Raw genomic sequence first — 12,147 nt, forward strand, 5'->3', positions numbered from 1 at the left:
GTCCTAAGCAATTGCGATAGTCACAAAACTTATTTTTGCATTCGATTTTTCCAGAATTACTTTAGCACAATTTTCCAGTGTTGCGCCAGTGGTTACAATATCGTCTACAATAAGAATATGTTTATTTTGAATTTCTTCATTTTTTTGTATTGTAAAAATGTGATCACTCCCAAAACGAGTGAGGCGTTCTTTAAAAACCTGAGACCCTGTCTGGCTAACTCTTAACAACACATCCTCTTTAAAAGGCACTTGCAATGCATTTGCTATTTCCTTCCCAAATGTGCTCACTTGATTGTACCCTCTTTCCCGTAATCTTCTTTTATGTAATGGGACTGGAATTACCATATCAACCGTGGTGTAAGGATTAATATCTTTTAGCTCTTCTCCTAACCATTTCCCAAAAAAAGTACCTATTCGTTGCTGTCCTCGGTACTTTAAATTGTGTAAAAGCTCTTGGGTAATTCCTTTTTTCTGAAACTGGATTAACGCCGAAGCTGCTTCGAGAGGTACTCTTCCGTAAAAAAGTGATTTCATAGCGTTATTTCCTGTAAGATGGTAACGGGTTAAAGGCAAAGTATGTCGGCATTTAAGGCAAAGGACCCGTTCTGAAGCTCTTAATGTAGTCTTGCAAGCACTGCAAAGCTTTGGAAATATGAGATTTAACATATTTTTTAATAATTTACCATTTCTTAAACGTTCGGTATTGTACAAGACACCTAGCTTTGTAGGCTAAAATATTTTTTAAATACTTAATTATGACTACGGAAACAAATAGTAATAAATTTAAAATCCTTATTGGAGTGCTATCAGCACTACTTATCGCATTAGCGGTATATACCTTTACGTTGTACAACGATAGTAAAGATACTGTTTCTACGCTTGAAACTGAAAAGCAATCTATTGAAGCCGAACTAGAAGATCTTATTGCAAATTATGATGAAATTATTCAGGAGAATGAATTAAAAGACAAGGACTTGTTGGCAGCAAGAGAACGTATTGAGGTTTTATTAGACTCTGTTAAAGATGCAGAAGCAAATGTTGACCTTATAAGACGCTATAAAATTGAAGTTGGTAAATTAAAGACTGAACGTAAAATGCTATTTGCCAGAGCAGATAGTCTAATTACAGCAAACAGAAGACTGGCAATGCAACGTGACAGTACAAATACAGTATTAAACAATACTATTAAAGTTGTAGACTCTGTTAACTTACAGAATGAAGAAATGTCACAAACCTTAAAAGAAGCTGCTGTTGTTGGTGTTGTTGACTTAAGAGGCGAAGCGGTGATAGTTCGTAGTAGCGGTAAAGTTGTAGACACAAGAAGATCTAGCAGAGCAGATAAAATAAGAGCTTGCTTCACATTAACACCTAATAAAGTGGCAAAAGTAGGTGACCGAACTCTTTTTGCACAGATTACAAATCCTAAAGGTAAAATTGTGGGTAAAGGTGAGACTTTTAATTATGATGGTGGTTCATTAACCTACAGTCAAGGATCGGTTGTATTTTATGAGAAAGAAGAATTGGACGTTTGTATACTTTCGGATGTTAATGAAGCAGATTTAATTGAAGGAAATTATTCTATTAGTATTTTTGATGGACCGACTCTGGTTGCAACTACAACAATGGAACTAAAATAAAATTCAATCAAAATAATTGAAACCGCTATGAACTAATCGTAGCGGTTTTTTTATTTTTGCGCCATGGCAAACGAAGATCAATTTAAAAAAGTAGTATCCCATGCCAAAGAGTATGGGTATATCTTTCCCTCTAGCGAAATATATGACGGACTAAGCGCAGTCTATGATTATGCTCAAAACGGAGTGGAACTAAAAAAGAATATCCGTGAATATTGGTGGAGAAGCATGGTGTATATGCATCAGAATATTGTTGGAATTGATGCAGCGATTTTAATGCATCCTACGACTTGGAAAGCTTCAGGGCACGTGGATGCTTTTAACGATCCTCTTATTGACAATAAAGATTCAAAAAAAAGGTACCGTGCAGATGTTTTGATTGAAGATTATGCCGAAAAGCTATACCAGAAAGCTCAAAAAGAAATTGCGAAAGCTCAAAAACGTTTTGGTGATGCCTTTGATGAAGCAGAATTTGTAGCGACAAACCCAAGAGTTGTACGCTATTTAGCAGAACAAAAAGAAGTGCTTGCCCGTATGGCAAAGTCTTTAGGAAATGAAGATTTGACAGATGTGAAAGCGTTAATTGAAGAACTTGGAATCTCAGATCCTGATACAGGAAGTAAGAACTGGACCGATGTAAAGCAGTTCAATTTAATGTTTGGAACCAAGTTGGGAGCTTCAGCAGAGAGTGCCACAGACTTATACCTTCGTCCGGAAACAGCACAAGGAATATTTGTCAATTTTCTAAATGTTCAGAAAACCGGAAGAATGAAAATTCCCTTTGGGATTGCTCAAACAGGAAAGGCTTTCAGAAATGAAATAGTAGCCCGCCAGTTTATTTTCAGAATGCGGGAGTTTGAACAGATGGAAATGCAATTTTTTGTACGTCCCGGCGAAGAGATGAAATATTATGAATACTGGAAAGAAACTCGCCTTAAATGGCACCTTGCTCTAGGAATGGGAGAAGAAAATTATCGTTTCCACGATCATGAAAAGTTAGCACATTATGCTAATGCCGCTGCTGATATAGAGTTTAATTTCCCGTTTGGGTTTAAGGAATTGGAAGGAATCCATTCTAGAACCGATTTTGATTTAAAAGCCCATGAAGAACACTCTGGAAAGAAGCTTCAATATTTTGATCATGAAATTAATAAAAGTTATACACCTTATGTGGTTGAAACCTCAATAGGCCTTGACCGTATGTTTTTAGCTGTGTTAAGTCATTCGCTTCAAGAAGAAACCCTAGAGGATGGAAGTTCCCGAACGGTTCTTAAAATTCCTGCGATTTTAGCGCCAACAAAAGCAGCAGTACTTCCTTTAATAAAAAGAGATGGATTGCCAGAAATTGCTCAAAGTATTATTGATGATCTAAGTTGGGATTTTAATGTATTGTATGATGAGAAAGATGCTGTGGGACGACGTTACCGAAGAGCTGATGCAGCTGGGACACCTTATTGTATTACAGTGGATCACCAAACCAAGGAAGATCAAACGGTCACTTTAAGAGACAGAGATACCATGGAACAAACACGTGTTTCTATCAAGGATCTTTCAGAAAAATTACGACACACTATTACCTTTAAACTATAAAAAAAGAGCAGATTTATTCTGCTCTTTTTAATATTTCGATAAGCTCAATTGGATTTGCTTTTTCACAACGACTCATTTGTCTAAGTCCCCTAAATTTTATCCAAACCTTTTGTCCGTCTTTTTTTAAAGTATTTTCTAAAATAATTGGATCAAGGAAATAGGTAGAGTTTCCTTCCATCTTAATAGTGTATTCACAATCATTTTCTTCGCCCGAATATACAATCGTTCCTTTTTTATACCCTGCTTCTTCCATTTTGTTGGTTTCTTCAATTGTATTTTCTGACTTTTGATCTTTTATTTCACTACTTTTTGATGCATTACAGGAGCTATATAATATGCTACATAATAAAAAAACTACTCTTAAATAAATCATTAAAAAACTTTTTAGGAATTAGATTATGAAATTTACAAAGAAACATATTTTCTATTTCTTTTTTTTCATTTTGTTTTATGCGCTGATACAATTATTAAACAGTACTCTAGTAATTATATAGGTTAATTAATTTTAAAACATTATAAAACAGTTAGTTGCGTTAAAATAATTTAATTAAATTAAATTGTGAAATCCTTGAAAGGATATTATTTTTAGAAATCTTATATAAATATGTAAAATCGTAACTATTATGAAATTAAAAGTACTAGTATTGCTATTGATTGCATCCTTCTCATTTTCAGTAATGGCACAGGAGCAGAATTCTGAACCTGCAACTTATGTAGGCACTGTTGGATCGATGACAGTCGTCCCTTCCATTGCTTCAAGGACACAACTAGAAAGACCAGTTCCTCTAACAGAAGAACCACAAGATGGTCGATCTTCACGACTTAAAATTTTGATTGGAAAAGACCAGCAAACAGAAGATGATTATTTTGTAAGAAATAGGCACAGGTTGGAGGGTGCTATAGCAGCTAGGCCTCCATCGCTAGTATTTGATGTGAATAATAATGTAAGCTCGCCTTCAGACCCTTCATTAGCTGTGGGGCCAGATCACGTATTTATAGTATATAATACAGGGTTTATAATTTATGACAAAGAAGGTAATGATCTCACAGGTCCTCTTAATACGAGTACAATATTTCCTTCAGGTGGATGCTGTGACTTGACCGTGAGTTATGATAATGCAGCCGATAGATGGGTAGTAACATTTTTAGGAGGTGGTGCCCAGGTTGTTGTTTCGGATGGACCTGACCCTATAGCTTCGAATTGGTTTGCGTATAATATTCCTCAAATTAGCGATTACCAGAAACTTTCGGTGTGGTGGGATGGTTACTATATGACAGATAATACAGGTGGTACTAATAAAGTCTGGGCTATGGATAGAACAGCTATGTTAGCTGGAGACCCAAATGCAAGCATTCAGGGCTTTAATCTTCCTGGAATTGTTACAGACGGATTTTTTAGTCCACAGGCTTTGAATATATCAAATGATAACTTTCCAACCAGTGGTGGGGCTACAATTGTATACCAGCAAGACGATGCGTACAGTGGAGTTTCAGAAGACCACCTTAAACTCTGGACAATTGATGTAGATTTCGATACGCCTTCAAACTCTACTGTTTCCAGTCCTGTAGAAATTCCTACAACACCATTTATAGGAGTCTTTGATGGGGGAAGTTTCTCCAATCTTTCGCAACCTGGAGGAGGTCAAGATATTGATGCACTCCAAGCAACAGTTATGAATCAGGCACAGTACAGAAAATTTAGTACTCACAATTCAGCTGTATTCAACTTTGTGGTCGATACAGATGCTGGTGGAGGAGAATTAGCCGGGGTACGATGGTTCGAATTACGTCAGGATGGAGACGGGATGCCGTGGACAATTTACCAGGAAGGAACTTATACTGCTCCGGACGGAAGACATGCCTGGCATGCTAGTTTAATTATGGATGTCTTCGGAAACATTGGAATGGGATATAGCTCAATGTCTGGTCCTACATCGACTGAAACAGTAAGAGTAAGTTCTTATTATACAGGTAGATTTGCAAGTGACGATTTAAATATAATGACTGTTACTGAAGAATTAATTGATAATGGAACTCAGAATATTGGAGGATTTAGATATGGCGATTATAGTAAAATTGACGTTGATCCTAACGATGATAAAACATTTTGGTTTATTAATGAGTATAGAAAAACTGGAGGTGAAAATGTGGTAGGACGTTTTAAAATCGCACCAGATTTTAATAATGATATGGGTGTTGTAAGTATTGATGAGCCACTAGACGGAATTTTAACAGCTTCAGAAAATGTAACCGTTACTATCTTTAATTTTGGAGAAGACTCACAATCAGGAGTGCCCGTAGAACTTACCGTAGATGGAACTGTTGTTGCAAACGAAACATTTACAGGACCTCTGGAAGGCCAGACTTCAACTCAATATACATTTACAACACCAGTAGACTTTAGTGAAGAAGGGAGAACTTTTGAGGTTTCTGCACGAACCATTTTAGCGAGTGATGAAGATACAACTAACGATTCGACATCCAGAAATATCACGCATGTTTTTGCAAATGATATAGGGGTAATTGAAATTACTGCCCCAGATAGTGGCGAGGGATTAGGATCCGAAACCATTACAGTAATCATTGAGAACTTTGGTGCAGAAGACCAATCTAATTTCCCTGTATCTTATACAATCGATGGCGGTACTCCAATAAGTGAAACTGTGCCAGGACCATTAACTGCAGGAACCTCTACTTCCTATACATTTGCAACCCCAGGCGATTTTTCAGCAATACAGTCTTATACAGTTGTTGCAAGCACAGATTTGATATCAGACTCTGATGAATCGAATGACTCAACGACTAAAGTAATAAGAAATCTTTCTTGTGATACAAATACAAATGACACAGTGATGTCTGTTGGTCCAGGTGCTGGAACAGTTACAGAGTCTGTTATAACAGTTACAGAAGATTTCATTATTACCAATGCAAATGTCGAACTCACAATTGAACATAGTTGGGTAGATGACTTAGATATTTTCTTGATTGCTCCAGATGGAACTTCAGTAGAATTGTCAACAGATAACGGAGGTGATGGAGATGATTATATACAAACCATGTTTTCAGACGACGCTCCTTCTTCGATAACTACTGCTAATGCTCCTTTTACAGGGATGTTTCAACCGGAAGGTAGCCTTGATGATCTTGACGGACTATCTTCATTAGGCGATTGGACATTACGAATTACAGATGATACTAATAGTGATGGAGGTCAATTGGTAGAATGGAGCCTACAACTTTGTGATGATCTTTCATTAGGTTTTGAAGATACCCTAGTGTCAGATGCAGAACTTATTATAGTAGATAAAGGAAATGATCAATTTAGTATACAATTGCCAACGACTGCTATTACCGAAAGGCTAAACCTAACCGTAACAAATATGTTGGGTCAAACCTTATTAGGATATCGCGTAGATAATGATGGTTCTGGGTATAATTATGACCTAGATATGTCATACGCTGCTTCGGGAGTTTATATAGTGACTTTAGGAACTATAGATGGTTCTTCTGGCCAGACAAAGAGATTGATTGTAAGGTAACCAACCAAAACAATTTGTCTTAAGGAGAGCTCATGTAAATGAGCTCTTTTTTTTGCTTAAAAGAAAGCTTTAAGCTGAACATTCCCAGTATGTATCGCATTAGAAGTTTCACTTTTTCTTCCAAAGTACGACAAATTTACATCCAGATATTTCGTTATTCTTTTCTGAAACAACACCCTCCACGTAAAGTTAGTCCCTGGTTGGAGCCCTTCTAATAATTGATAGGCAACCGGTGAAAAAGCACTGCCTGTAAAGTCATTGTTAATATATTTAAACTCTCCATTCATGCTAATCTTTTCTGAATTACTGTATGAAAAAGAAAATCCTAACTCCTGCTGATTTAAGGTTTCCATTTCACCAATCACATTATCCTTATTGGCGAATTCATAAAACACATCAAATCGGGTTTGCGGATTAAAAAGATATGAGATTTTAGGCGTAAAGTCGTAGGTATCTAACTCGTAATTGCGGTTAGAAAAATTTTGTGAAATACTTTCATTGGTGCCTAGGCCGCCCTGTAAATCCAATAGCCACAATTCCCAAAACTTATGTGTAAATGAAACCTGATGTCGTTTCAGTTTATTTTCCTGTAATCCTAATGATATCAGGTTAGTTGTAGAGGTAGAAATGTAGGTATAATTGGTCGTATAGCGTTGCTTTCCGCGGTTAAAAAACAAAGCATTCCTAAAATTTAACGATAGGCCTAATTGATTGTCCCCGCCGTCGACAAAAGGATTGATAGAGAAGCCATCATTTTCTCTGCGTACTTTTCGGTCGATACTGTAGGACGTCTGATTGTAAAACTTAGAAAGCACTTTTTGAAAACCTTCTTTTTGTGACCAGGATTGAGGATTTAATGTTAAGGTCTGACTAAATTTATTCTCCCGAATTCTCAAAAATATCTGATTTGGTAATAAAACCCGAACATATTCGGCCTCATCTTGAAATTGTGCTACTTCAAACTCTTCCAATTCCTGCACCCCATTATTGTTGTAATCATTCCAGGTAAAAACTCCCTGCCCGGGCTCCACTTGTACAAACGTAAACTCTTGCTGTGGTAATACACCATTATTCGATTCTAGCACCGTATTTAAACGTACCGCATTGTTAAAAAGTGATTGATTATACAATACCCGAGCATTAAACGACTTTTCATCCTCAATAAGTGGATCTTCACTTTTTAAAAACCGATAGTTCGCAAAAACCGAAAGTTGTGTATTCTTTGAGCTAACAGGACGTGATTTAAGATAATAGGTGTTTGAAGTATTTACACGCTTCAAGGCATTGCCACGCAAACTATCATTAACACGATATTGATACCCAATTTCTGCGAAAACCTTCGTACTATCACCCACACCTGTAAAAACCTCGTATTCCTTAAATGCCTGACTCACTTTCCTCAGACTATCAATTAATACCCCTTTTACCCAGTTATCTTCTATTCCCAATTTACCTCCTGCCCACGCTTTTTTAAAGGAATATGCGGTTCTGTTTCTAAGTCTAAAAAATTTAGAATCCAGAGAATCACCTTTGCTTTTTAAATAGCTGCTATAGGTTTCTATGTTTAGTTTTTTTAGCTGAATATTAGAAGATACTACATGACGGGTACCACTAAAATTTTCAGAAAAATCTAAATTCTGAAACTCATACCGTCCTACACCATAGGTTGGAGAAGCGACATTAATGCCCGAAATTACGTAGCGTCGATTCCCTTTCGGATTAATTAAATTCCAATCCCTGTTAAACTCAACGTTGTAAAGTCGTTCTATAGTTGTGAAATTCTCATTGATAAAATCCAAAGCACCAAAACCATCAACAACCAGAGTGTCTGCAGTAGTTAAAAGGCGTTGTCTTCCTGTTAGATGTGCTGCAAATCCATCGTTGTTGCCATCATCTGCATTGGAAAATAAGTTGAGGTCGTTTTTACTGCCTGCTACTTCAAAGTCTACCTGTGTTTTTTCTGAAGGATGGTAACTTCCGTTTACGCCGCCAATCTGTAATTTTGTAGGAGCGTTCAACTGAATAATAGGCTCATAATTTCCTTGTGGAACACCATCGATAGGAGCTACATATTCAAAGACCCGATTAATGGCATTGTTGGGGCTAATAATATAATTTCCCATGTTGGGACCTACGAGTGTAAATCGCACATTAAAAAGCTCGTCTTCCGGATTGGTAGAATAGACAAATACTTGAACACCATTTATAGTTTCAATTCGGTAGAGGGTTTTATTTTCTGAAAATTCATCGGGCACTGCTGAAGGTGCTGTCATAGCATCCATATCATCTCCTGCTGCTTGAAGGATAGCGACTTGTTCTTCAGATAAGTTTTGCTGCAATGGCTGGTTTTTCGCGTCACTTTCGGAATATACATAGGTTCCAAGATCGAGTTTTTCACTGCTATAGTTTCCGCCGCCATAGCCAATAAAACGGGTATAATTGCGCTCTGTAAATTGATATTCAACGCGTATTCGCATATTGGAAGTGATAGGATATGTAGGGTTAAACTTGATCTCTCCAGCATTGTAATCAATCACATAATCATTATTTTCACCTCGTTCCAATAACAATCCGTTGACATACACCCGTTCACTTCCACTTACAATTAACACAAATAACTCCCCGTTGGGTCCCACCAATTTATAGGGTCCTTGATTTCCTTCTTGTCCTATAAAATTACTTTGGCTAAAAACACCACGCACCAGTGCACCAGCCGCAAAAGCACTCAAGGTCGAACCATCTTCATTGTTGATCTTACCTGCCAGCGAAATTCCCTGTACTTTTTTAGTAAACTGTCCAAAGTAGCTATTGCTATTCTGGAGGTCTACATCTCCTGCTCGAATATTCCAGTTGTCACTAAACAATTCTATAAAGATCTGGTCAAATTCATCAATACTTTGTGAATAGCCACCTTCCTGGGTGGGAATATTTGTATCCTGAATAGACGCACGTATTGCAACTTTATCGTTAAGTTGTCCGGTAATTTGTAAATCTAGTTCACTGTTCACTACGGCGTTCTGGTTATTTCCCACGGTGATGCCGCGAGTAATACTTCCGGCGGTATTGAGACCGTCAAAAGGTGTAAAATTTTTGTTAGAATTATCTTCCCGTAATGAAATCAATTTCTGGGTGACGCCGGTTCCTTCAACGATGACGTTTCGGTCGAGCGAAAAATATTCTTTGGTTAAAAAGTCTGGAAACCTTAGGTATTCAATTGTAATAGAATCATATCGCTGTCTGGCCCTTTCAGAAAGAAAAAGCAGACCGCGTTTAAAATCTGTAGAATATAATGTACTGTCTAAGGCAACACCTGTTTTATCTTTTAGGGTAAATCGCGTTGGATTAATGGATAGGGTGTCGATGACAATGGTGTCTTTGACCACTACTTTTTTCACTTTATAGTTGGAGATACTGTCCTGGGTATACCCAAAAACCGAAATCAGTAAAAAAAGGAGTAGTAGTCTTGATCGCATTAGTTATAGAACTTGCCTTTACATGATTTATTTTGTTGATTTCTTATGGAAAACCTTTCAGTCACGAAGCGGTTCAAAAATACAATGTTCGTTACTTTTACCAACAACCTAAAAATACACTAAAAAGTATGAAGATTATCTCCTACAATGTTAACGGAATTAGAGCCGCTATTCGCAAAGGATTTTTAGATTGGTTACAGCAGGCAAACCCCGATGTTATCTGTATTCAGGAAATAAAAGCAAATATAGATCAGGTAGAAGTTGCCGAAATTGAAGCAGCTGGTTATCCCTATCATTATTGGTTTAGCGCACAAAAGAAAGGCTATAGTGGTGTGGCGATCTTCAGCAAAATTAAACCCAATCACGTGGAGTATGGCACCGGAATCGAATCCATGGATTTTGAAGGACGCACCCTTCGGTTAGACTTTGACGAGCTTTCAGTAATGAGCTTGTACTTACCTAGTGGAACTAACATAGCCCGTCTGGAACATAAATTTGAGTTTATGGCGCTTTTTCAGCAGTATGTAAACAAGCTGAAAAAAGAAATTCCAAATTTGGTGATTTGTGGTGATTATAATATTTGTCATAAAGCGATTGATATCCACGATCCAGTACGCAATAAAAATGTGTCCGGATTTCTACCCGTAGAACGCGAGTGGATTGGAGATTTTATTGACAGCGGATTTATAGACAGTTTTCGTCATTTTAATAAAGAGCCCCACAATTATACCTGGTGGAGTTACCGCGCCAATGCCAGAGCTAACAACAAAGGCTGGCGTATCGATTACAATATGGTAGCAAAACCTTTACAAGAAAATTTGAAACGCGCCGTTATATTACCCAACGCAATGCACAGTGATCATTGTCCGTTGCTTGTAGAATTAGAATTTTAGTAAAAACTGTGATTTCAAATTAGTCTTACCCTATGAAAAAGATATTTTATTATTTCTTCGGAATTTCCCTCGTCTTACTTACTTCAGGATGTGTCACTTCAAAAGTGTACGACGATTTGAAAAGTCAATATGAGGTCTTAAAGGCCGAAAATTCTTCATTGCGATCACAACTGGACGCCCAAGGAACTGGTGGTGAAAAATACACCGTAGAAAATTTAAGAAAGGAAATTGAAAAATTAACTTCGGAAAAAACCCAACTAGCGATGGACTTAGCGGCAGTACAAAACAACTACGATCGCTTAAAAACATCGTACGATGCATTGGAAGAAAATAGCTCTGGAGCATTGACTGAAAATCTGGCGCGCAACCGAAAGCTCCTTGAACAATTGGAAGAAAAAGAAAGAGCGCTGGCTGAAGAAGAAGCGAGATTGGCAACACTACAACGCCAACTTACAGATCGCTCGCAACGTGTGGAAGAACTAGAAGGAATTATTGCATCCAAAGATGCTAAAATGCGTGCCTTGAAAGATGCGATTTCTGCGGCCTTAACTAATTTTGAAGGAAATGGATTGACGGTTGAACAACGCGATGGTAAGGTATATGTCTCTATGGAAAACAAACTTCTTTTTGAAAGTGGAAGTTGGGCCGTAAACAGTCGTGGAAGAGAAGCGGTGATTCAGTTAGGAAGTGTGCTGGCTCAAAATCCTGAAATAGCAGTACTCATAGAAGGCCATACAGACGATGTTCCATACGGTGGCAATGGAAATATAAAAGATAACTGGGACCTGTCCACCAAAAGAGCCACGGCAATTGTCAATATCCTTACTGAAAACAACAATATTCCTAAAGACAATTTAACAGCAGCAGGTCGGGGGGAATATGCACCGGTAGCTTCCAATAATACAGCAGAAGGGAAAGCAAAAAACCGACGAATAGAAGTAGTACTTACTCCAAAACTGGACGAGATCAACCGCTTGTTGAATGAGATGTAGTATTTTTGCTGAAAAGAATTCCTGTA

General features: G+C 37.5%; 8 protein-coding genes. 5 read left to right on the top strand and 3 right to left on the bottom strand.

The genetic code is table 11. The features are described from left to right. Positions 1-3 precede the first annotated feature (3 nt). Positions 4-534: a ComF family protein gene (locus ACFQO1_RS01585; RefSeq protein WP_380216030.1), complete on the bottom strand. Its 531-nt coding sequence runs from the start codon at positions 532-534 to the stop codon at positions 4-6. Between the two features lie 221 nt (positions 535-755). On the opposite strand from ACFQO1_RS01585, the gene ACFQO1_RS01590 reads away from it, so the two are divergent. Together ACFQO1_RS01590 and ACFQO1_RS01595 are read left to right on the top strand one after the other, a co-directional pair. Beyond that, positions 756-1,637 (top strand): hypothetical protein, encoded by an 882-nt coding sequence (locus ACFQO1_RS01590; protein ID WP_380216032.1) that lies wholly within the window; start codon positions 756-758, stop codon positions 1,635-1,637. A 63-nt stretch (positions 1,638-1,700) separates the two neighbouring features. Continuing rightward, positions 1,701-3,224, top strand: coding sequence for a glycine--tRNA ligase (locus tag ACFQO1_RS01595; protein ID WP_380216034.1), 1,524 nt, complete (start codon positions 1,701-1,703; stop codon positions 3,222-3,224). 13 nt (positions 3,225-3,237) lie between these two features. On the opposite strand, the gene ACFQO1_RS01600 is transcribed toward ACFQO1_RS01595, so the two are convergent. Next, entirely contained in the window at positions 3,238-3,597 is a 360-nt protein-coding gene (locus ACFQO1_RS01600; RefSeq protein ID WP_380216035.1) for a hypothetical protein, read from the bottom strand. A 250-nt stretch (positions 3,598-3,847) separates the two neighbouring features. On the opposite strand from ACFQO1_RS01600, the gene ACFQO1_RS01605 reads away from it, so the two are divergent. Then, positions 3,848-6,763 (top strand): proprotein convertase P-domain-containing protein, encoded by a 2,916-nt coding sequence (locus ACFQO1_RS01605; RefSeq protein ID WP_380216037.1) that lies wholly within the window; start codon positions 3,848-3,850, stop codon positions 6,761-6,763. A gap of 56 nt (positions 6,764-6,819) precedes the next feature. Here ACFQO1_RS01605 and ACFQO1_RS01610 read toward each other — a convergent pair whose 3' ends face one another. Further along, positions 6,820-10,236 carry a hypothetical protein gene (locus ACFQO1_RS01610; protein ID WP_380216039.1) on the bottom strand — a complete coding sequence of 1,139 codons (3,417 nt, stop codon included), beginning with the start codon at positions 10,234-10,236 and terminating at the stop codon, positions 6,820-6,822. A 128-nt stretch (positions 10,237-10,364) separates the two neighbouring features. Between ACFQO1_RS01610 and ACFQO1_RS01615 the strand changes: the two genes are divergently transcribed. After that, positions 10,365-11,129, top strand: a complete 765-nt coding sequence (locus tag ACFQO1_RS01615) for an exodeoxyribonuclease III (protein ID WP_380216041.1) — start codon at positions 10,365-10,367, stop codon at positions 11,127-11,129. A gap of 32 nt (positions 11,130-11,161) precedes the next feature. Beyond that, complete coding sequence (locus ACFQO1_RS01620) at positions 11,162-12,121, top strand: OmpA/MotB family protein (RefSeq protein WP_380216043.1); 960 nt, start codon at positions 11,162-11,164, stop codon at positions 12,119-12,121. Positions 12,122-12,147: the final 26 nt, after the last annotated feature.

This window comes from Jejudonia soesokkakensis (assembly GCF_042664795.1).
Classification (GTDB): Bacteria; Bacteroidota; Bacteroidia; order Flavobacteriales; family Flavobacteriaceae; genus Jejudonia; species Jejudonia soesokkakensis.